We start from the raw sequence: 23089 nt of genomic DNA on the forward strand, positions 1-23089 counted from the left end.
TGTAGCTCTTGAGCCACACCTGCTCAACCAAGAATTTTAATCAACCGAAATTCCATGATCGCAAAACAGTTACGACTTCAACGGCTCAACCTTCCTCGTTAACAACTCCACAAACGCCTTGGCCATCGGCGACTTCTGGTCCTTGCGCTGCACCAGCCACACCGCCGACACCGCTTCCGGATCGAGCAGCGGTCGATACACCACGCCGTCAATGCGCATCCGCTGATAGGACGCCGGCAGCACCGACACGCCCAAGCCCGCCGCCACCAACCCGATAATGGTCATTGCCTCGCCCGCCTCTTGTGCAAAGTGCGGGCTGAAGCCGGCATCACGGGCGAGGCTGAGCAACTGTGCGTACAGACCACTGCCATAACTGCGCGGGAAAAACACGAACGGTTCGAGGGCCAATGCCGACAGGAACAATCCTTCTTCACTGTCGTTCACCAGCGGATGTTTGGAGCTGAGCACCGCCACCAGCGGCTCTCGCATCAGTTCCACGACACTGAGGGAATCCGGCAACCCGAGCGGTCGCATGATGCCGACCTCGATCGACTCATCCACCAGCGCTTCGGCCACTTGGGTGCTGCTCATCTCCCGCAAATTCAAATGCACCGCCGGGAAGCGCTGGCGGAACGAGAAAATCGCCTGGGGAATGGTCGAGTTGAAGGGCGCCGATGAGGTGAAGCCGATCTTCAGCTCGCCTAACTCACCCAGCTGCGCACGCCGGGCTACATCCGCCGCTTTGTCGACCTGCGCCAGCACCAGCCGCGCCTCTTCCAGAAACAGCCGACCGGCTTCGCTGAGCTCGACCCGACGATTGGTGCGCTCGAACAGCCGGGCGCCTACCTCGTGCTCCAGCGCCTGAATCTGCTGGCTCAGCGGCGGTTGCGAGATGCCCAGTACCTGAGCGGCACGGCCGAAGTGCAGTTCTTCGGCGACGGCGATGAAGTAGCGCAGGTGACGCAATTCCATGAAAACTCCATTAGGTCGTTAAACCTATCAAACAGGTCGAACAATATATTGGATTGAATCATTAGGCAGCTATATGCTTTTTTCATTGCCTGACCGGCTGCGCCCTCCGAGGTCCGAAGTGAAAACTGCTGTCGCCCCCCTTGCCCATGAAGTTTCGCCCGCAGCGGTGGACGATGTTGTCGCCGAATTGAAAGAGATCTACATCGAAAAAGGCACGCCGATGTTCATGCGCACGGTATTGGCGCTGTTCTCCGGCGGCTTCGCTACCTTCGCTCTGCTTTACTGTGTGCAACCGATGATGCCGCTGTTGTCCCACGAATACTCGATCAACGCGGCGCAGAGCAGCCTGATCCTGTCGGTGGCCACCGGGATGCTCGCCATCGGTCTGCTGATCACTGGCCCGATTTCTGATCGCGTCGGACGAAAGCCAGTGATGGTGACCGCGTTGTTCGCGGCGGCCTTGTGCACCATGGCCAGCGCGATGATGCCTAGCTGGGAAGGCGTATTGATCATGCGGGCGCTGATAGGATTATCGTTGAGCGGTCTGGCAGCGGTCGCCATGACGTACCTGAGCGAAGAGATCCACCCGCAGCACATCGGTCTGGCAATGGGTTTGTACATCGGTGGTAACGCGATTGGCGGGATGAGTGGCCGCTTGATCACGGGCGTATTGATCGACTTCGTCAGCTGGCACACCGCGATGCTGGTGATTGGCGGTCTGGCGCTGATCGCGGCAACGGTGTTCTGGAAAATACTCCCCGAGTCCCGCAACTTCCGCGTCCGTTCATTGCACCCGCGCAGCTTGATTGATGGCTTCACCCTGCACTTTCGCGACGCCGGCTTGCCGCTGCTGTTTGTCGAAGCGTTCGTGCTGATGGGCGCGTTCGTCACGCTGTTCAACTACATCGGCTATCGCTTGCTGGCCGATCCTTACCACATGGACCAGGCCTTCGTCGGGCTGCTCTCGGTGGTGTACCTGTCGGGTATCTACAGCTCAGCGAAAATCGGCGCCCTGGCCGACCAACTCGGCCGTCGCAAAGTGCTGTGGGCGACCATCGTCCTGATGATCGCCGGCCTCGCCCTGACCATGTTCACGCCGCTGCCGGTGGTGATCATTGGCATGTTGATCTTTACCTTCGGCTTCTTCGGCGCGCACTCCGTGGCCAGCAGCTGGATCGGCCGTCGTGCGATCAAGGCCAAGGGGCAGGCGTCGTCGCTTTATCTGTGCAGCTACTACGCCGGGTCGAGCATTGCCGGCACTGCCGGGGGGGTGTTCTGGCACCTCGGCGGTTGGAACGGGATTGGACTGTTCATTGGCGGGTTGCTGGTGATTGCGTTGCTGGTTGCGCTGAAGCTGGCGAAGTTGCCGCCGCTGCCGGGCACCGCACAGGTTTAGCCACAACTGCGCCCTAGCGGTAATCGCGAGCCAAGGTACACTGACGGCATTCGTCAGTCTTGGTAAAGGGAAGCCAGAATGCGCCTGGACCGTCTCCACATTCAGAATTTTCGTTGCTACGGAGATGCCACTTTCGACTTTCAGCCGGGTTTCAATCTGGTGGTGGGGGTCAATGGGAGTGGGAAGACTTCGTTGTTGCAGGCGGTGGCGGTTTCATTCATCGAATTCGGCAATGCAATGAAGCCCAGCGAAACCTCCCTAACAAATGAAGATATACGTTTTGTCATAGATCGTTTTGATGGCCGAAGTCGTTACGAGCGCAAATTTCCATTACTTGTGCACGGCATGGGCAACGTGTTCGAAGCAACAGAATGGGTTATGACACGTGATGGGGAAGACCTACCACATCTGGTCGATACCGTTTTTGACTGTGAAATAGACAAAGTAATTAAAAGAATCAACTTGGCCATTCAAGTCGATTTACCCGTACTCGCCTTCTACCGGGCCGATCGTCGCTGGCAAGGTGCGGGGGTATCTGCTGAGTTCGCTGCACAACATCGAGTATCGCGTTTCGACGGATACATAAACTGGTTCGACGCCGTCGCAGATCTTCGCGCCTTCGAAAGCTGGTTGATTGGTAAAACGCTTGAACGGATGCAAAATCTGCTTGATGCCAAACCTGTCTCGTTAGATTTCGACGACGAACTCGCATGGGTCAATGGTGCTATCGAATGTGCCGTACCCAAAGCACGAAACCTACGCTACGACCTAAGACTACAAAGCCTGTTGATCGATATCGACGACCAAAAAACCATTCCCTTCAACGAACTCAGCGATGGCCAACGCGGCATGGTCGCCCTCTTCGCCGATATAGCCCGACGCATGTGCATCCTCAACCCGCATATGGGCAAGGACGTTCTGAAAAACACCTCAGGCGTGGTCATCATCGACGAACTGGATATCCACCTTCACCCCGCTTGGCAGCGCAGCATCGTTCCGGCATTGAAACAAGCATTCCCCAAAGTCCAATTCATCGCCGCCAGCCATTCCCCTCAAATTATTGGCAGCTTGAAACCTGAAGAGGTCATCGTGCTTCGCAACGGTGATCCCTCCCACCCACGAGTCACCTATGGCCTGGATTCCAGCAGCGTGCTCGAAGAAGTCATGGGGGTTAATCAACGCGAACCAGAAATTGAAGAGCTGCTTTCCGAGCTATTTTCGACGCTGGAGGACAACGACCTAAAAAAGGCGAAATCACAACTTGAGGCACTGAAGAAGAAAGCCCCCGATCTGCCAGAGTTTGCAGGCGCAGAAGCTCTGATCAGGCGCAAGGAGATTCTCGGCAAATGAAGCGAGTGCTCAAAGGAACTGAACCCGCTTCATTTACAGACTGGAAAAACTCGGCGAACGACGAGTGGAGTCCTACTTACCCGACGCTACAAAACCCGCAAAAGCGAGATTTGCATAACGCTTTGCTTCAGGAGCAAGGCTTCTTCTGCTGTTATTGCGGCCGGGAAGTAGATGCCTCTACCAGCCACATCGAGCATTTCAGACCTCAAGAGCACTTCGAAGAACTGGCGTTGGAGTTCCACAACCTTCACGCCTCTTGCCTGCGAGAAACCAAGCCTGGCAATCCGCTGCACTGCGGCCATCACAAAGGCAACTGGTTCGACGAAAACCAACACATCTCTCCCATCGAAGAGAATTGTGAACTGCGCTTCCGGTATTTGCGCACAGGCGAAATCCAGCCGAAAGACTCTGAAGACCTTCCTGCTACCAAGATGATCGAGGTGTTGGCGCTAGACATCGCCTACCTCAAGAATCGACGTGAAGACACGATCTGCCGGTTGTTCGATGAGGAGTTCCTCACGCAGGCCAGCAATGAGGAACTCGACCGACTCGTGACGGCCATCAGGACAACCGCCATCTCCGATCAAAAACCCTTCGACCACATCATTGCTCGCTACGGCGAACAACTCCTCACTCGCTAAACCCATCGCAAACAAAAACGCCCAGCATTAGCCGGGCGTTTTTTATTGGGCGACGATCACTCGTGATACTGCGCCGACAGCTCATGCACCGCACGCAGGAACGCGCCTGCATGTTCCGGATCAACTTCCGGCGTGATGCCATGGCCGAGGTTGAACACGTGGCCGCTGCCCTTGCCGTAGCTGGCGAGAATCCGGCCGACTTCGGTGCGAATGGCTTCTGGCTTGGCGTAGAGCACGGTCGGGTCCATGTTGCCTTGCAGGGCGACTTTGCTGCCGACGCGGTCACGGGCGCTGCCGATGTCGCAGGTCCAGTCCAGGCCGAGGGCATCGGCACCGGCGTCGGCGATGCTTTCCAGCCACAGGCCGCCGTTCTTGGTGAACAGGATGACCGGCACTTTGCGGCCTTCGTGCTCGCGGATCAGGCCACTGACGATTTTTTTCATGTAGGCCAGGGAGAATTCCTGGTACGCCGCCGCCGAAAGGCTGCCGCCCCAGCTGTCGAAGATCTGCACCGCTTGCGCCCCGGCCATGATCTGGCCATTGAGGTAGCTGGTGACCGTCTGCGCGAGCTTGTCCAGGAGCAGGTGCAAGGCTTGCGGGTTGTCGTAGAGCATGGTTTTGGTCTTGCGGTAGTCTTTCGACGAGCCGCCTTCGACCATGTAGGTGGCCAGGGTCCATGGGCTGCCGGCGAAGCCGATCAGCGGCACACGGCCGTTCAGTTCGCGGCGGATGGTGCTGACCGCGTCCATGACGTAGCCGAGGTCTTTGTGCGGATCAGGAATCGGCAGGGCTTCGATGTCGGCCAGGGTGCTGACGACTTTCTTGAAGCGCGGACCTTCACCGGTTTCGAAGTACAGGCCTTGGCCCATCGCATCGGGGATGGTCAGGATGTCGGAAAACAGGATCGCCGCGTCCAGTTGTGGATAGCGGTCGAGCGGCTGCATCGTGACTTCGCAAGCGAACTCCGGGTTCATGCACAGGCTCATGAAGTCGCCGGCCTTGGCACGGCTGGCGCGGTATTCCGGCAGGTAGCGACCGGCCTGACGCATCATCCAGACAGGCGTGACGTCTACGGGTTGCTTGAGCAGGGCGCGAAGGAAACGGTCGTTCTTCAGGGCAGTCATGTCGGCATCCGGAAAAAAAGTGCGGGCATTTTCTCAGAGCGCGACGCAAAAGGCACGGCAAGAGCCGTGCCTTTTGTCTATCGGGTCAATTTGTCGCGGGGTTCATCGGCTAGATTTGCGCTGATGCGACGGGCCTCTTCGCGGGCAAGCCTCGCTCCTACAGGGTTTACGCGATCCCTGTAGGAGCGAGGCTTGCCCGCGAATGGAGCGACGCCGATCTAGCAGATTTACACGCCCAGGTAATCCAGGATCCCTTCAGCCGCATTACGGCCTTCGAAGATCGCCGTTACCACCAGATCGGAACCGCGAACCATATCGCCACCGGCGAAGATTTTCGGGTTGCTGGTCTGGTGCTTGTACTGGCCTTGTTCCGGGGCTACAACGCGGCCCTGGCTGTCGGTCTGGATGCTGTGCTGTTCGAACCACGACGCCGGGCTCGGGCGGAAACCGAACGCGATGACCACGGCGTCGGCCGGGATGATCTCTTCAGAACCCGGGATCGGCTCGGGGCTGCGGCGGCCACGGGCGTCCGGTTCGCCGAGACGAGTTTCGACCACCTTCACGCCTTCGACCTTGTCTTCACCAACAATGGCAATCGGCTGGCGGTTGTAGAGGAATTTCACGCCTTCTTCCTTGGCGTTTTTCACCTCTTTGCGCGAGCCCGGCATGTTCGCTTCGTCACGACGATAGGCGCAGGTCACCGACTTGGCGCCCTGGCGAATCGACGTACGGTTGCAGTCCATCGCCGTGTCGCCGCCGCCCAGCACCACAACCTTCTTGCCTTTCATGTCGACGAAATCTTCCGGCGACTTTTCAAAGCCCAGGTTGCGGTTGACGTTGGCGATCAGGAAGTCGAGCGCGTCATGCACGCCCGGCAGGTCCTCACCGGCAAAGCCGCCCTTCATGTAGGTGTAGGTGCCCATGCCCATGAACACGGCATCGTATTCTTCGAGCAGTTGCTCGACGGTCACGTCCTTACCCACTTCGGTGTTCAGGCGGAACTCGATGCCCATGCCGGTGAAGACTTCGCGGCGATTGCTCAGCACGGTCTTTTCCAGCTTGAACTCCGGGATGCCGAAGGTCAGCAGACCGCCAATTTCCGGGTTCTTGTCGAACACCACCGGGGTCACGCCACCGCGAACCAACACGTCGGCACAACCCAGGCCCGCCGGGCCTGCACCGATGATCGCGACACGCTTGCCGGTCGGCTTGACCTTGGACATGTCCGGGCGCCAGCCCATGGCGAATGCGGTGTCGGTGATGTACTTCTCGACCGAACCGATGGTCACCGCGCCGAAGCCGTCGTTGAGGGTGCAAGCGCCCTCGCACAGACGATCCTGCGGGCACACCCGGCCGCACACTTCCGGCAGGGTGTTGGTTTGGTGCGACAACTCGGCGGCCTGAAGGATGTTGCCCTCGGCTACCAGCTTGAGCCAATTCGGAATGAAGTTGTGCACCGGGCACTTCCATTCGCAATACGGGTTACCGCAACCCAGGCAGCGGTGGGCCTGATCGGCCGAATGCTGGGGTTTGAAGGGTTCGTAGATCTCCACGAACTCTTTCTTGCGTTGACGCAACAGTTTCTTCTTCGGATCTTTGCGCCCGACATCGATGAACTGGAAGTCGTTATTCAGACGTTCAGCCATTGTTAAAACCTCATCAAACTCTTCAGGCGCATATCACTGCGGGTTGGCACGGGTGCTGGAAAGCAACGATTTCAGGTTGGCAGCCTTGGGCTTGACCAGCCAGAAACGACGCAGATAGTCGTCGAGGTTTTCAGCGAGGTTACGGCCCCACTCGCTGTCGGTTTCCGCGACGTATTCGTTCAGCACGCGTTGCAGGTGGCTGCGATAGGCTTCCATCGCCTCACCGCTGATCCGCTGGATTTCCACCAGTTCGTGGTTGACCCGGTCAACGAAAGTGTTGTCCTGGTCGAGCACGTAGGCGAAACCGCCGGTCATGCCTGAGCCGAAGTTGTAACCGGTCTTGCCCAGGACGCAGACGAAACCACCGGTCATGTACTCGCAGCAGTGATCGCCAGTGCCTTCCACCACGGTGTGAGCACCGGAGTTACGCACCGCAAAACGCTCGCCCGCGGTCCCGGCGGCGAACAGCTTGCCGCCGGTGGCGCCGTACAGGCAGGTGTTGCCGATGATGGCACTGTCCTGAGTCTTGTAGACGCTGCCCTTCGGCGGAACGATGACCAGCTTGCCGCCGGTCATGCCCTTGCCGACGTAGTCGTTGGCGTCGCCTTCCAGGTACATGTGCAGGCCACCAGCGTTCCACACGCCGAAGCTCTGACCGGCCGTCCCGTTGAAGCGGAAGGTGATCGGCGCATTCGCCATGCCTTGGTTGCCGTGTTTGCGAGCGATTTCACCGGAGATGCGCGCGCCGATAGAGCGGTCGCAGTTGCAGATATCCAGGGCGAAATCAGCGCCGCTCATGTCGTTGATAGCCGAGGTGGCCATATTGACCATTTTTTCGGCCAGCAGGCCTTTGTCGAACGGCGGGTTGCGCTCAACCTGGCAGAACTGAGGTTTGTCTGCCGGGATGTGATCGCTGCCGAGCAACGGGGTCAGGTCCAGGTGTTGCTGCTTGGCGGTCTGGCCTTCGAGGATGTCCAGCAGATCGGTACGACCGATCAGCTCTTCGAGGGAGCGCACGCCCAGTTTGGCCAGCCACTCACGGGTTTCTTCAGCGACGTAGGTGAAGAAATTCACCACCATGTCGACGGTCCCGATGTAGTGATCCTTGCGCAGCTTTTCGTTCTGAGTTGCGACGCCGGTGGCGCAGTTGTTCAGGTGGCAGATGCGCAGGTATTTGCAGCCCAGCGCGATCATTGGCGCGGTGCCGAAGCCGAAGCTTTCAGCGCCGAGGATCGCCGCCTTGATCACGTCGAGGCCGGTTTTCAGGCCGCCGTCGGTCTGCACCCGGACTTTGCCGCGCAGGTCGTTGCCGCGCAGGGTCTGGTGGGTTTCGGCCAGGCCGAGTTCCCACGGAGCGCCCGCGTATTTGATCGACGTCAGCGGCGATGCACCGGTGCCGCCGTCGTAGCCGGAGATGGTGATCAAGTCCGCATAGGCCTTGGCCACACCGGCAGCGATGGTGCCGACGCCTGCTTCTGCAACCAGCTTCACCGAGACCAGCGCCTTCGGGTTGACTTGTTTCAGGTCGAAAATCAGCTGCGACAAGTCTTCGATCGAGTAGATGTCGTGGTGCGGCGGCGGCGAAATTAGGGTCACGCCCGGCACTGCGTAACGCAGCTTGGCGATCAGACCGTTGACCTTGCCGCCTGGCAGCTGACCACCTTCGCCGGGCTTGGCGCCCTGAGCGACTTTGATCTGCAGCACTTCAGCGTTGACCAGGTATTCCGGGGTCACACCGAAACGGCCAGTCGCAACCTGTTTGATTTTCGAGCTCTTGATGGTGCCGTAGCGCGCAGGGTCTTCGCCGCCTTCGCCGGAGTTGGAACGCGCACCGAGGCGGTTCATGGCTTCGGCCAAGGCTTCGTGAGCTTCCGGCGACAGTGCACCAAGGGAGATGCCCGCGGAGTCGAAGCGTTTGAGCACCGATTCCAGCGGTTCGATCTCGCTGATGTCCAGCGGCGTGTCCAGGGTTTTGACCTTGAACAGGTCGCGGATCATCGACACCGGACGGTTGTCGACCAGCGCCGTGTATTCCTTGAACTTGCTGTAGTCGCCTTGCTGCACAGCGGCTTGCAGGGTGTTGACCACGTCCGGGTTGTACGCGTGATATTCGCCACCGTGGACGAACTTCAGCAAACCGCCCTGCTGGATTGGCTTGCGCGGGCTCCAGGCTTCGGCAGCCAGGGCTTTCTGCTCGGCTTCGATGTCGACGAAACGCGCACCTTTGATGCGGCTCGGTACGCCACGGAAGCTCAGCTCGCAGACTTCTTCAGACAGGCCGATGGCTTCGAACAACTGCGCACCGCGGTACGACGTGATGGTCGAGATGCCCATCTTCGACAGGATCTTCAGCAGGCCTTTGGTGATGCCTTTGCGGTAGTTCTTGAACACCTCGTAGAGGTCGCCCAGTACTTCACCGGTACGGATCAGGTCGCCCAGCACTTCGTAGGCCAGGAACGGATAGACCGCCGAGGCGCCGAAACCGATCAACACGGCGAAGTGGTGCGGATCGCGAGCCGTTGCGGTTTCCACGAGGATGTTGGAGTCGCAACGCAGGCCTTTTTCGGTCAGGCGGTGGTGGACCGCGCCGGTGGCGAGCGAAGCGTGGATCGGCAACTTGCCCGGGGCAATATGACGGTCACTCAACACAACCTGGGTACGACCGGAGCGCACGGCTTCTTCAGCCTGATCGGCAACATTGCGGATCGCCGCTTCGAGGCCGACGCTTTCGTCGTAGTTGAGGTCGATGATCGCGCGCTCGAAGCCCGGACGATCGAGGTTCATCAGCGATCGCCACTTGGCCGGGGAAATGACCGGCGAGCTGAGGATCACGCGCGAGGCATGTTCCGGCGACTCCTGGAAGATGTTGCGCTCGGCACCGAGGCAGATCTCCAGCGACATGACGATGGCTTCACGCAGCGGGTCGATCGGCGGGTTGGTGACCTGCGCGAACTGCTGGCGGAAATAGTCGTACGGCGTGCGCACACGCTGGGACAGCACGGCCATCGGCGTATCGTCGCCCATCGAGCCGACGGCTTCGTAGCCTTGCTCGCCGAGCGGACGCAGCACTTGGTCACGTTCTTCGAAAGTGACCTGGTACATCTTCATGTATTGCTTGAGCTGGTCGACGTCGTAGAACGCCGAACCGTGGTCGTTGTCTTCCATGGTCGCCTGAATGCGCAGGGCATTCTTGCGCAGCCATTGCTTGTACGGATGACGCGACTTCAAGCGGTTGTCGATGGCGTCGGTGTCGAGGATCTGACCGGTTTCGGTGTCCACGGCAAAGATCTGGCCCGGCCCGACGCGGCCCTTGGCGATCACGTCTTCAGGCTGGTAGTTCCAGACACCGATTTCCGAGGCCAGGGTAATGAAACCGTTTTTGGTGGTGACCCAACGCGCCGGACGCAGACCGTTACGGTCGAGCAGGCACACCGCGTAACGACCGTCGGTCATTACCACGCCGGCCGGGCCGTCCCACGGTTCCATGTGCATCGAGTTGTATTCGTAGAACGCACGCAGATCCGGGTCCATGGTTTCGACGTTCTGCCACGCAGGCGGAATGATCATCCGCACGCCACGGAACAGGTCGATGCCACCGGTAACCATCAGCTCAAGCATGTTGTCCATGCTGGAGGAGTCGGAACCAACGCGGTTGACCAGCGGGCCGAGTTCTTCCAGGTCCATCAGGTCGTTGGTGAACTTGGTGCGACGCGCCACGGCCCAGTTGCGGTTGCCGGTGATGGTGTTGATTTCGCCGTTGTGCGCCAGGAAGCGGAACGGTTGAGCCAGCGGCCATTTCGGCAAGGTGTTGGTGGAGAAACGCTGGTGGAACACGCAAATCGAGGTTTGCAGGCGCTGGTCGCTGAGGTCTGGATAGAAGGCGGACAAATCCGCCGGCATCATCAGGCCTTTATAAATAATGGTCTTGTGCGAAAAGCTGCAGATGTAGTGATCGGTGTCGGCGGCGTTGGCCACGGACGAACGACGACGAGAGGTGAACAGCTTGATCGCCATGTCCTGATCGCTCAGGCCTTCACCGCCGATGTACACCTGTTCGATCTGCGGCAGGCGCTCCAGGGCCAGACGGCCGAGGACGCTGGTGTCGATCGGGACTTTGCGCCAGCCGACCAGTTGCAGGCCGGCGGCCAGGATCTCGCGGTTCATGTTCTCGCGAGCGGCTTCGGCTTTGACCGGGTCCTGGTTGAAGAAGACCATGCCCACGGCATATTGCTTGGGCAGTTCGACGCCGAAGGTTTCCTGGGCGATGGCTCGCAGGAACACATCCGGCTTTTGAATCAGCAGACCGCAACCGTCACCGGTCTTGCCGTCGGCGTTGATCCCACCGCGGTGGGTCATGCAGGTCAGGGCCTCGATGGCCGTTTGCAAAAGGGTATGACTGGGCTCGCCCTGCATATGGGCTATCAGGCCGAAACCGCAGTTATCCTTGAATTCATCTGGTTGGTACAGACCTGCTTTCATAGACACTTTCTCACCAGGCTGCCTCTTTTCGAGGCAAATTTCTTTTCAATTCAACCACTTGCGATCCGCGCCGAACGTACGCCGGCTTAGCGGGGGCAAAAGGGTGGTCATTGTACACAGCGACACAGAGGCTCACAAATTTGACGACGAACTGTCGCAAATCTATGTCGCATTTGTGAAAGGTTTAAAGCGATCTGCTGTGCTAGTCAAAACTTTTTTAATTCTGACTGCAACGACTCAAAGACTACTGTGACGCAGACACCACAAGGCACGCGGTCTGTAGAGACGGCATGCACTTGCAGAAATTTTGAGGTGCTTGGAGAGGCGGCCTGGGTAAGGCCGCCGAATCTTCAGCGAGTTGTTGCCAGTTCCTGTTGGACGCTGGCGACAGTGCGAGGCCAAGGTTTACCAGCCTGAACCTTCGCTGGCAAGGCCTTGATGGCGGTAAGGGCTGCATCGCGGTTGGCGAAGTTACCGTAGGTGATGACGTAAAGCGGCTTGCCGTTGAGTACTTTCTTGAAATAACGGTACTCGCCGCCCTGCTCTTTCACGAAGGTTTGCGCGGTCGCTTCGGAGCTGGTGCCGAGGATCTGCACCACGTAGTTGCTCGTCGGCTGCCCTGCGTACCAGGTGCCACCGGCGCCTTTCGCAGCGGCGGCAGGAGCTGGTTTCTCGGCAGGCTTGACGCTGGCCACGACGGCTGGCTTGGCGGGCGCTGGAGCCGGCTTCACGGCTGGTGCAGTCGGGACTGGCTTGGCTGTAGCGACCTGAGTCGGCTCTGGCACCGGCTTGGCGGCAGGCGTCGGCGCAGGGCCAGGCTGGATGCCCGCAGGCGGCGCGGTGGTGGTCACGGTTGGCGGTGTAGCGCTGGAACCTTCGACCGGTACACCGTCGTCGCCTTCGGTGATGCCACCGGCCGCTTCGGCCAGTGGACCGCGCATGACCGGTTGCGAGTTGCCGACCAGCGGCAATGGCATCGGTTGCGAATTACCGGCGAATTCGACGGCAGGAGCGCCGCCACTGTTAGGTTGTGGCGTGCCTTGGCCGAGCGGCAGTTGCGCCTGTTCGTTGGCAGGTGCGCCGGTGGTCGGTGCTTTGCTGCGACCCGGCATCAACCAGGCGGCGGCTACCGCGACCACGACGACGGCGGAAATCGCCAATACGTGTTTCTTCGGCATGTTGAACCCCATACTTGGACGCTTGACCGCTGAGCGGCTGGCAATCATGGCTTCGATCATTGCATCGCGGGCAACCTGGTTAATGGTGCCAGGCCAGCCGTCGGAGCTTTCGTGAATATCAGAGATCTGATCTGCGGTGAAAAGTTCGATACCCCGGCCTGCGCCTTCAAGCCGCTGGTCCAGGTATTCGCGGGTTTCTTCTTCGGTGTAGGGCTGCAATTCGATGACGTGGAAACGCTCTTCCTCGAGGCTCAGCGCGTCCAGTTGCGCAATCAGCGAGGATTCACCGAACAGAAACACATGCGGACGACCTTCCGGAGCGCCGGCGGCCAGGGCCAGCAAAGCCTCCAGCGCGGATTCGTCGAGCTGTTCGGCGTCGTCCACCAGCAAATAGACTTCCTGCCCGGTCAGCGCCAGTTGCACGACCTGCGACAGAATCGCGTTGACCTCCGCCTGGGCGACGTTCAGCGCCTGAGCCACCTGACGCAGTACGCCGGCAGCATCGCCAGCGCCACGGGCGGAAACCACCACGCTCTGCACCGACTGCTTGTTCGTGCTGGCCACCAGGGCCTGGCGCAACAGCGTCTTGCCACTGCCTTGCGGACCGGTGACCACCAACAGCAACTGGCTGTAGCGGGCCAGGTGATGCAGTTGCCCCAGCACCGGTTTGCGCTGGGCCGGGAAGAATTTGAAGCCAGGCACCCGTGGAGCAAAAGGGTCATGACTCAACTGGTAATGGCCGAGGAAAGCCTCGTCGGCATGCAAACTAGTCATCGGGATCTTATTAACCTTTAAGCTGAGCCAGGGCGCGGTAATCCGCTCCCAGCGTGGCCTGTAAAACTTCTTTCGGATAATCGTCGGTCACCACCGCTTCGCCCATGTGGCGCAGCAGCACCAGGCGCAAACGACCGTCGATCACTTTCTTGTCAATTGCCATGTGTTCGAGAAAATCGGCTTCGCTCATCTCTTCCGGCGGGATGACCGGTAAGCCGGCACGCTGAAACAGACGAATGCCGCGATCGCGCTCTTGCTCGCTGATCCAGCCCAGTCGCGCGGACATTTCCAAAGCCATTACGGTACCAGCAGCGACGGCTTCACCATGAAGCCAGACACCATAGCCCATATGAGTTTCGATAGCGTGACCGAAGGTGTGACCCAGGTTCAACGTGGCACGAACACCGGTCTCCTTCTCGTCGGCACCGACTACCGCCGCCTTGGCCGAGCAGGAACGCTCGATGGCGTAGGTCAGGGCGACCTGATCCAGGGCGCGCAGGCGATCAACGTTTTCTTCGAGCCAGGTCAGGAACGGCTCGTCGCAGATCAGCCCGTACTTGATGACTTCCGCCAGCCCCGCAGAGAGCTCGCGGGCCGGCAGGGTATTGAGGGTCGCGGTATCGATCAGCACCACATTCGGCTGATAGAAGGCGCCGACCATGTTCTTGCCCAACGGGTGATTGATCCCGGTCTTGCCGCCCACCGAGGAGTCGACTTGTGACAACAACGTGGTCGGGACCTGAATGAAATCGACACCGCGCTGATAGCAGGCAGCCGCAAAACCGGCCATGTCACCAATCACGCCGCCGCCGAGGGCGATAACGGTGGTGCGGCGGTCGTGGCGTGCAGTCAGCAGACCGTCGAAAATCAGTTGCAGGGTTTCCCAGGTCTTGAAGGCTTCGCCGTCGGGCAGCACCACGGAAATCACCGAAAACTGCGCGAGGCTGCGGGTCAGACGTTCGAGATAGAGCGGCGCAACGGTCTCGTTGGAGATGATCGCCACTTGCCGTCCGCGAATGTGCGGGGCCAGCAGCTCAGGCTGATCCAACAAACCTTCGCCAATGTGAATCGGGTAGCTGCGCTCGCCTAGATCGACCTTGAGTGTCTGCATGTGTCCCCACAGTGAAGATGGAATCAGGCGTCCTGCCTTGAATTAACGAATGTCCACGGCATCTGCTGGTGTGACGCCGTTCGGTAGCCATCCGCCACAACCTTGAGCAGTCGTGACAGGACGCCGAGGATAGCGCATTTCGCGCATCGCTTTAACGGGGAGGTAGCTGCTGCAAGCGTTCGAGAATATCGAGCACGACCATTCGCGGCGGCCGCTCATCGGTTTCAACCACCAGGTCGGCGATTTCCCGATACAGCGGATCGCGAATCGCCAGCAGATCCCGCAGGGTCTTGGCCGGATCGGCGGTGCGCAACAAGGGTCGATTTCGATCGCGGGACGTGCGACCGACCTGCTGCTCGACAGAGGCATGCAGATAGACCACCCGACCGCCGGCGTGCAGCGCCCGACGATTGGCTTCGCGCATCACCGCGCCGCCACCGGTTGCAAGCACCACGCCATCACAGCCGCACAGCTCGGCAATCATCGCCTGCTCGCGATCACGAAAGCCCGGCTCGCCTTCCTTATCGAAAATCCACGGGATATTGGCGCCCGTGCGCAATTCAATTTCCTTATCGGAATCTTTGAACGGCAGGCGCAGCTCTTTGGCCAGCAACCGGCCGATGGTGCTTTTTCCAGCGCCCATCGGTCCAACAAGAATCAAATTTCGCACAGAATCAATGACTCACAGCAATCGCCTGGTTATTCATGATACGCGGAGTGAGAAACACCAGCAGCTCGGATTTTTTCTCCGAAACCACGTCACGCCGGAAAAGGCGGCCAAGATACGGCACATCACCGAGAAATGGCACCTTATCTACAACCTTGCTCTGAGTATTTGAGAAAACCCCGCCTATCACGATGGTCTCGCCATCATTGACCAGGACCTTGGCATTGACCTCGTTTTTCTTGATCGGCGGTACATCCTGGACCTTGTTCAGGTAGTCAGGTTCGTCCTTGGTGACCTTGACCTCCATGATGATCCGATTGTCCGGGGTGATCTGCGGCGTGACTTCAAGGGACAGCGACGCCTCTTTGAACGACACCGAAGTGGCACCGCTGGAGCTGGCTTCCTGATAGGGAATCTCGGTGCCCTTGAGGATTTTCGCGGTTTCCTTGTCGGACGTGACCACCTTGGGCTGCGAGACGATTTCGCCGTTACCGGTCTTCTCCATCGCGGTCAGCTCCAGGTCCAGCAGCACGTTATCGGTGATGAAGGCGATGCCGATCCCCGAGGTATTGCCCGCAGCGCCCAGGTCGACAAACGGCGAGTTGGTACTGGTGCTGCCCGGGGTTCCAATGGTGGTCGACGAACCATTGCTGACCCCCGATGTGTTCCAGTTGCCCTTGTTCTGCACCGAACCTCCCCAGCGCACGCCGAGGCTTTTGTCGTAGTCGACGTTGGCTTCGACGATTCGTGCCTCGATCATCACCTGGCGCACCGGGATATCCAGTTGCGCAACGATGCGACGAAGTTCGTCGAGTCGGTCCTGGGTCTGGTAGGCAATGATGTTGTTGGTCCGCTCATCAACCGTGATCGAACCCCGTTCGTCGATTTTCGATTCGGCACTGGTCACCGACGTGAACAGCTTGGCGATGTCGGCAGCCTTGGCGTAGTTGACCTGCAACAGCTCTCGACGCAGGGGCGCGAGTTCGGAGATCTGCTTCTGCGATTCCAGTTCCTGACGCTCGCGCGCGGCGATTTCATCGGCCGGCGCCACCAGCAGGACGTTGCCGATCTTGCGCTTGTCCAGGCCTTTGGTTTTCAGCACCAGGTCCAGCGCCTGGTCCCATGGCACATTCTGCAAACGCAACGTGATACCGCCTTGCACCGTGTCGCTGGCCACCAGATTGAGGTTGGTGAAATCGGCGATCAGTTGCAGCACCGAGCGCACATCGATGTCCTGGAAATTCAGCGAGAGCTTTTCACCGGTATAGGCAAAACGCTCGGCATTACGCTTTTGCAGATCATCGACGGTCATTGGCCGGATGCTGACCGTCAGCTTGTTGTCGGTCTGGTAGGTCGAATAATCGAAGGCGCCGCTGGGCTCGATGCTGATCGTGGCCCGGTCGCCTGTGGCACTGGCGTTGACGAACTGCACCGGGGTGGCGAAATCCTTGACGTCCAGACGTACGCGCAATGGCTCAGGCAACTGCGTCCTGGCGAAACCGAGGATGATCTTGCCGTCGCGCTCCTGAATGTCCGGAGCGATGGATGGATCGGACAGATCAATCACCACATTGCCTTCACCCTGCGTACCGCGCTGGAAATCTACACCACGGATGGCCTTGCCCACGGGTGCGTAGGCTTTCGTCGGGGCTGGCGTTGCAGTCGCGGCGCGAGGTGCACTGGTTGCCGGCCGGGACGCCTTGCTGTTGGCGCCTTGCCCAACCACCACGATCAGATTGTTGCCCTCAACTCGTGCGTTGTACGGGGCCAACTGGGTCAGATTGATGATAAGCCGCGTACGGTCCTTGGCTTCCACCACTGTGGCGGTACGGGCATTTCCGCCGCCCAGTTCACGATTTTTACTTTTTAGCTGACTGACCACGCCTGGCAGATCCAGCGCAATGCGTGCGGGCGATTCGGTCGTGTAACCGTGGGGCTGCGGTGGCGGGCCATCGAAAGACAACTTCAACTCGACACGATCACCCGGCAGCGCGGCGACATCCAGCGCTTTGAGGTTGGCCGCTTGTACCATCGGCGACAGCAACGCTATCCATAGCGAAATACCGAGGGTTGAGAAAATCCTGTTCATTATTCGAGTTCCACTATGAGTGCTCTTTCAAAGGGATGGTCCGCGGCCGTTCCAGCCAGGCACCTTCGCCGTCGGGAACGATTTCGACCACATCGACTTGCGAGCCGCTGATAGCGACGATCCGCCCATCGTTACGCCCCAGGTAATCGCCGACTTTCAGCCGATGCACCCCGCCTGCTCCGCGCAACAGCGCGAAGGAGCCGGTGGCATTGGAGATCGTACCGACCATTTCAAACTGCTCGATGTTGAAACCTTCGAGGTATTGCCTGGCCCGATTGGGATCGGGCTTGACGTTGCGCGAGCCGCGCTTCTGACCCGCCAGATCGACCCTGACCTGCCGGGAAAACGGGCTGCGCAGGTTGGCAGCGTTGTAGGTGAACGTTGGGTAAGACCGGAAGGTCGGCGTTGGTTCAATCTTGCCCGGTGGCCTGAGGCGCACTTCGTTCATGTAGGCGTCGAGGTCACCGACGTCATTACCGTTGCCGCAACCAGCCAGGCCGGCGAACAGTAAAACCATCAACAAGTAACGAATCGGGCTCATTTCTGCAGCCCCTTGTCGTTGTAGCGGTAGGTCTTGGCCAGGATGCTCATGCGCAGTTTCGGACCACCTTCAGGGTCGGCCGGCGCGAGGTCGAAATCATGCAGCGTAACGATCCGCGGCAACCCGGCCACGCCACTGACGAAGGTCGCCAGGTCGTGATAGGCACCGGTCACGGTGATCTGGATCGGCAGTTCGATGTAGAACTGTTGGGTAACCTCCGGCAGCAACTTGATTTCTTCGAACTCCAGCCCGCTACCGAGCCCGGTGCGGGTGATGTCTTCCAGCAGTCCGGGCACTTCAGTGTCGCTGGGCAACTGGCGCAGGAGCACGCCGAAAGAGTTCTCCATCTCCTTCATCTGCTGGGTGTACAGCTCCAGGTTTGCCGCCATGTGCGCTTTGGTTGCGAATTGCTCCTTGAGTGTCGACTCCTCTTCACGCTTGAGTTCGAGGTGATCTTCCTGATCACTGATGAAAAAGGTGTACCCGAGGGCCAACACCAGAACCATGAGCAAGCCGCCCGCCAGGGCCTTGATGGCCGGCGGCCAGGACCCCATGTTGTTGGTGTCCAGATCGTTGATGTCGATCTTGCGCAGGCCTTCGAACCATTCGGAGGGGCTCATTTAGCAGCCTCCACAACGGCGGGCTGAGTCTGACGGACGGTCAACTGAAAGACGTTGGCCTGATCCAGCTGACCGGCGGTGGTGGCTTTGACTTCCGTGAGGCTCGGCGCATCGAACCAGTCGGACGCATCCAGATTGCGCATCAAGTCCGAGACACGATTGTTCGATTCCGCCGCGCCAGTAATGGACAGGGTTTTGCCGGCCATTTTTACTTCGGTGAAATACACTCCGTCCGGCAGGGTACGCGCCAACTGGTCGAAAATACGCCCGCTGATCGGACGGTTGCCTTGCAGGTCCTGGATGATGCGCATGCGCTCGACGAGCTGCTGGCGACGGGACTTCAGTTCGCTGATCTGCTTGATGCGCTCGTCGACCACGGCAATCTGTTTGCCGATGTAATCGTTGCGGGTCACTTGCCGGTCAATGGCGCCGTTGATGACCTGGTCCGCGATAATAATCGCGCCCACCGAGCACACCAACACACCGACCAGCGCCAGCAAAAAGCGTTTGCGACGCTCTTCACGCAGCTCTTCGCGCCAGGGTAGAAGATTGATCCGCGCCATCAGTCGAAACTCCGCAGAGCAAGCCCGCAGGCGATCATCAGTGCCGGCGCATCGCCTGCCAGGGCTCCGGCGTTGACCTTGCTGCTCAATGCCATGTCGGAGAACGGGTTGGCCACCTGGGTCGGCGTGCCCAACCGCTGTTCGATCAGACGATCAAGCCCCGGGACCGACGCAGTACCGCCCGCCAGCAGGATGTGATCGACCGCGTTGTACTGGCCGGAGGCGAAGAAGAACTGCAACGATCGGGAAACCTGCTGCACCAGCGCATCGCGAAAAGGCTGCAAGACTTCACTGACGTAGTCGTCCGGCAATCCGCCCTGCTTCTTCGCCAGCCCCGCCTGCTCGATGGTCAGGCCATAACGACGCTGGATTTCCTCTGTCAGCTGACGCCCACCGAACAATTGTTCGCGGGTGTAGATGATCCGCCCGTTGTACAACACGCTCAGGGTGGTCATGGTCGCGCCGATGTCGACCACCGCCACGGTCAACCCTTCCTGCGAGACCGCCAACTGAGCCGCCAGCAAACTGAACGATCGCTCCAGCGCGTAAGCCTCGACGTCAACCACTCGCGCCGTCAGGCCGGCCAGTGCCAGGGCGGCTTCACGCACTTCGACGTTTTCCTTGCGACAGGCTGCCAGCAGCACATTGACCCGCTCGGGGTTACGCGCTGACGCGCCCTGGACTTCGAAGTCGATGGCGACTTCATCCAATGGGTAGGGGATGTACTGATCGGCCTCGATCTTCAGCTGGTTTTCCATCTCGTCGTCGGAAAGACCGGCGTCCATTTCGATGGTTTTGGTAATGACTGCCGAACCGGCGACGGCCACGGCGACATTCCTGAGGCTGGTTTTGGCCTTGAGCAGCACGCGCGAGAGTGCCTGGCCCACGCCTTCGAGCTCGGCGATATTTTTTTCGACCACCGCGTTGGCGGGCAAGGGTTCGACCGCATAGGCCTCGACCCGATAACGCTCGCCTTGGCGACTTAGCTCAAGCAGCTTTACCGACGTGGAGCTGATGTCGATCCCCAGAAGCGTGTTGGCTTTTTTATTGAAGAGTCCTAGCACTACCAATTCCCTATGACTATCCGTGTCTTACGGACTCTGTAATACCCGTTGCGTTCAAACCACCCGTCTTGACAGCAGCGCAAATGACGCCCTCGACGGAAAAATGCTTATAATGCCCAGCGTTTTTTTCCGGTTTTTACTGCAAGCGCGGGTCGTTCCCTGTTATCTGGACCCTGTTGCCCAATTCATTCTTTGCCCTGGATATCCCAAAGCCTTGATTCGTCTGCTGAAATTTTTCGGTTGGTCCATCGTCGCCGTTTTCTGCGGACTGCTCCTTGGTCTGAGCGGCGCGTTTCTTTACCTTAGTCCCGGATTGCCATCTGTGGAGGCCCTGCGAAGCATCCAGTTGCAGATTCCATTGCGGGTGTACAGCAGCGACAACAAGTTGATCGCAGAATTTGGCGAAATGCGCCGCACACCGATCCGTTTCGCCGACATTCCCCCCAATTTCATCAATGCGTTACTAAGTGCTGAAGACGACAATTTCGCCAATCACTACGGCGTCGATCCCAGCAGCCTGATGCGCGCAGCGACCCAGCTGGTAAAAAGCGGGCACATTCAGTCCGGCGGCAGCACCATCACCATGCAGGTGGCGAAGAACTTCTTCCTGACCAGCGAACGCAGCTTCTCGCGCAAAACCACCGAAATCCTCCTGGCCCTGCAGATCGAACGGCAGCTGACCAAGGACGAGATCCTCGAGCTGTACGTCAACAAGATCTATCTGGGTAACCGCGCCTACGGCATCGAAGCCGCCGCGCAGGTCTACTACGGCAAATCGATTCGTGACGTCAGCCTGGCGCAGATGGCGATGATCGCCGGCCTGCCAAAAGCCCCTTCGCGCTTTAACCCGCTGGCCAACCCGGCCCGCAGCAAGGAACGTCGCGACTGGATCCTTGGGCGCATGTACAAGCTCGGCAAGATCACCGAGGCCGACTACACCACCGCGATCAACGAGCCGCTGAATGCCAGCTACCACGTGCCGACGCCGGAAGTGAACGCGCCGTACATTGCTGAAATGGCCCGCGCCGAAATGGTCGGCCGCTATGGCAGCGATGCGTACACCGAAGGTTTCCGCGTGACCACGACGGTACCGAGCAATTTGCAGGAAATGGCCAACACCGCGGTCCACGAAGGCTTGATGACCTACGATCAGCGGCACGGCTATCGCGGTCCCGAGTCGCGCCTGCCGGGCAAGACTCGCGAGGCCTGGGCCACCGAGCTGACCAAACAGCGAGCCATCAGCGGCCTTGAGCCTGCCATCGTCACTCAAGTTGACAAGAACGGCCTGCAAGTGATCACCCGCACCGGTGAAGAACACATCGCCTGGGAGACAATGAAATGGGCACGTCCATTCCTGAACACCAACAGCATGGGCGCCAACCCGAAGCAGCCGTCGGACGTGGCTCAGGTCGGTGACCTGATTCGCGTGCAGCGCCAACCGGACAATTCGCTGAAATTCAGCCAGATCCCGCAAGCGCAAGGCGCGCTGGTGTCCCTTGATCCGCAGAACGGCGCCATTCGCTCGCTGGTCGGTGGTTTTGCCTTCGAGCAGAGCAACTACAACCGCGCCATGCAGGCCAAGCGTCAGCCGGGTTCGAGCTTCAAGCCCTTCGTGTACAGCGCCGCGCTGGATAACGGCTACACCGCCGCCAGCCTGGTGAACGATGCGCCGATCGTGTTCGTCGATGAATACCTCGACAAGGTCTGGCGTCCGAAGAACGACACCAACACCTTCCTCGGCCCGATTCGTCTGCGTGAAGGGCTGTACAAGTCGCGCAACCTGGTGTCGATCCGACTGGTGCAGGCGCTGGGCGTCGATCGCACCATCGACTACATCAGCAAGTTCGGCTTCAACAAGCAGGACCTGCCGCGCAATCTGTCCCTGGCGCTGGGCACCGCGACCCTGACGCCAATGGAAATCGCCACCGGCTGGAGCACCTTCGCCAACGGCGGCTACAAAATCAGCCCGTACATCATCGACAAGATCGAAAGCCGCAATGGCGACACGCTGTTCGTCGCCAACCCACCTAGCGTTCCTCAGGGCGACGTAACGACCAATGGCATCGCCGCACCGACCGACGCCCAGGCGTTCACGGTTAATGCGACCCCGGGCGAGGCTCCGGCCGCACCCGGCACCGCACCGCAAACGCCAGCCGTGGCCGAGCGCATTGTCGACGGTCGCACCACCTTCATCCTCAACAGCATGCTTGAAGACGTGATCAAACTCGGCACCGGCCGCCGCGCACTCGCCTTGGGCCGCAGTGACATTGCGGGCAAGACCGGCACCACCAACGAATCCAAGGACGCCTGGTTCTCCGGCTACAACGCCGATTACGTGACCACCGTCTGGACGGGTTTCGATCAGCCTGAAAGCCTGGGCAAACGCGAGTTTGGTGGCACCGTCGCGCTGCCGATCTGGATGAACTACATGGCTGCTGCCCTTAAAGACAAGCCGCCTCACACCCAGGCAGAGCCGGAAGGCCTCCTCAGCCTGCGGGTTGACCCGGTCAGCGGTCGCGCGGCCAGCCCGGGTACGCCAGGCGCGTACTTCGAGCTGTTCAAGGCTGAAGATACGCCACCGTCGGCGAATGAGCTGGGTAACGGCAATGCGCCGGGCAGCCCATTGCCAGCGGATGAGGCGGCGCCGATCGATCTCTTCTGATCATCTAAAGCTGCAAAAAGCCCCGCCTTCGAAAGAAGAGCGGGGCTTTTTGTTGCCTGCAGGTTTTGCGTTGTCTTTGAGGGCCTCTTCGCGGGCAAGCCTCGCTCCTACGGATATGAATCGTTCCCAGCGTTTGCGGACAACCCGCCCCTTGTAGGAGCGAGGCTTGCCCGCGAAGAGGCCATTACAACTACTGCAAAACCCTCAGACAT

Annotated in this window: 16 protein-coding genes; 4 read left to right on the forward strand and 12 right to left on the reverse strand. The window is 59.5% G+C overall.

The window, feature by feature from the left end; all coding sequences use genetic code 11:
• Positions 1-69: 69 nt before the first annotated feature.
• Positions 70-972: a LysR family transcriptional regulator gene (locus EYC95_RS17255; RefSeq protein ID WP_131061445.1), complete on the reverse strand. Its 903-nt coding sequence runs from the start codon at positions 970-972 to the stop codon at positions 70-72.
• Positions 973-1090: 118 nt separating this feature from the next.
• On the opposite strand from EYC95_RS17255, the gene EYC95_RS17260 reads away from it, so the two are divergent.
• The 3 genes from EYC95_RS17260 to EYC95_RS17270 all read left to right on the forward strand — a co-directional run bounded on the left by EYC95_RS17260 (position 1091) and on the right by EYC95_RS17270 (position 4359).
• Positions 1091-2368: an MFS transporter gene (locus EYC95_RS17260; protein WP_131061446.1), complete on the forward strand. Its 1278-nt coding sequence runs from the start codon at positions 1091-1093 to the stop codon at positions 2366-2368.
• Positions 2369-2446: 78 nt separating this feature from the next.
• A complete protein-coding gene (locus tag EYC95_RS17265; protein ID WP_131061447.1) occupies positions 2447-3718 on the forward strand; it encodes an AAA family ATPase in 1272 nt (423 codons plus the stop codon).
• The gene (locus tag EYC95_RS17270; RefSeq protein WP_131061448.1) at positions 3715-4359 is read left to right on the forward strand and encodes a retron system putative HNH endonuclease; all 645 of its coding nucleotides are present in this window, start codon (positions 3715-3717) and stop codon (positions 4357-4359) included. Before EYC95_RS17265 ends, EYC95_RS17270 begins: the two co-directional genes overlap by 4 nt.
• A gap of 56 nt (positions 4360-4415) precedes the next feature.
• Here the strand turns inward: EYC95_RS17270 and hemE are convergent, their stop codons facing one another.
• From hemE to EYC95_RS17330, 11 genes are all read right to left on the reverse strand, one after another.
• Positions 4416-5483, reverse strand: a complete 1068-nt coding sequence (hemE, locus tag EYC95_RS17275) for a uroporphyrinogen decarboxylase (protein WP_131061449.1) — start codon at positions 5481-5483, stop codon at positions 4416-4418.
• 227 nt (positions 5484-5710) lie between these two features.
• Positions 5711-7129, reverse strand: a complete 1419-nt coding sequence (locus EYC95_RS17280; protein ID WP_131061450.1) for an FAD-dependent oxidoreductase — start codon at positions 7127-7129, stop codon at positions 5711-5713.
• Between the two features lie 33 nt (positions 7130-7162).
• On the reverse strand, positions 7163-11608 hold the full coding sequence (gltB, locus tag EYC95_RS17285; protein WP_131061451.1) for a glutamate synthase large subunit: 4446 nt from the start codon (positions 11606-11608) through the stop codon (positions 7163-7165).
• Positions 11609-11958: 350 nt separating this feature from the next.
• Positions 11959-13560, reverse strand: coding sequence for an SPOR domain-containing protein (locus EYC95_RS17295; protein WP_131061452.1), 1602 nt, complete (start codon positions 13558-13560; stop codon positions 11959-11961).
• Between the two features lie 10 nt (positions 13561-13570).
• Positions 13571-14671 (reverse strand): 3-dehydroquinate synthase, encoded by a 1101-nt coding sequence (gene aroB, locus EYC95_RS17300; protein ID WP_131061453.1) that lies wholly within the window; start codon positions 14669-14671, stop codon positions 13571-13573.
• Between the two features lie 151 nt (positions 14672-14822).
• Positions 14823-15341: a shikimate kinase AroK gene (gene aroK / locus EYC95_RS17305; RefSeq protein WP_010464421.1), complete on the reverse strand. Its 519-nt coding sequence runs from the start codon at positions 15339-15341 to the stop codon at positions 14823-14825.
• Between the two features lie 4 nt (positions 15342-15345).
• The gene (pilQ, locus tag EYC95_RS17310) at positions 15346-17427 is read right to left on the reverse strand and encodes a type IV pilus secretin PilQ (RefSeq protein ID WP_131061454.1); all 2082 of its coding nucleotides are present in this window, start codon (positions 17425-17427) and stop codon (positions 15346-15348) included.
• A 13-nt stretch (positions 17428-17440) separates the two neighbouring features.
• Positions 17441-17968, reverse strand: a complete 528-nt coding sequence (locus tag EYC95_RS17315; protein ID WP_131061455.1) for a pilus assembly protein PilP — start codon at positions 17966-17968, stop codon at positions 17441-17443.
• A complete protein-coding gene (gene pilO, locus EYC95_RS17320; protein ID WP_131061456.1) occupies positions 17965-18588 on the reverse strand; it encodes a type 4a pilus biogenesis protein PilO in 624 nt (207 codons plus the stop codon). The genes EYC95_RS17315 and pilO overlap by 4 nt, the downstream gene beginning before the upstream one ends.
• A complete protein-coding gene (locus tag EYC95_RS17325; RefSeq protein WP_131061457.1) occupies positions 18585-19151 on the reverse strand; it encodes a PilN domain-containing protein in 567 nt (188 codons plus the stop codon). Before EYC95_RS17325 ends, pilO begins: the two co-directional genes overlap by 4 nt.
• The gene (locus EYC95_RS17330) at positions 19151-20215 is read right to left on the reverse strand and encodes a pilus assembly protein PilM (RefSeq protein ID WP_131061458.1); all 1065 of its coding nucleotides are present in this window, start codon (positions 20213-20215) and stop codon (positions 19151-19153) included. Before EYC95_RS17330 ends, EYC95_RS17325 begins: the two co-directional genes overlap by 1 nt.
• A 217-nt stretch (positions 20216-20432) precedes the next feature.
• On the opposite strand from EYC95_RS17330, the gene EYC95_RS17335 reads away from it, so the two are divergent.
• Entirely contained in the window at positions 20433-22877 is a 2445-nt protein-coding gene (locus EYC95_RS17335) for a penicillin-binding protein 1A (protein ID WP_371928424.1), read from the forward strand.
• The last annotated feature ends 212 nt before the right edge of the window (positions 22878-23089 follow it).

The organism is Pseudomonas sp. BGI-2 (assembly GCF_004310295.1).
Lineage (GTDB): Bacteria > Pseudomonadota > Gammaproteobacteria > Pseudomonadales > Pseudomonadaceae > Aquipseudomonas.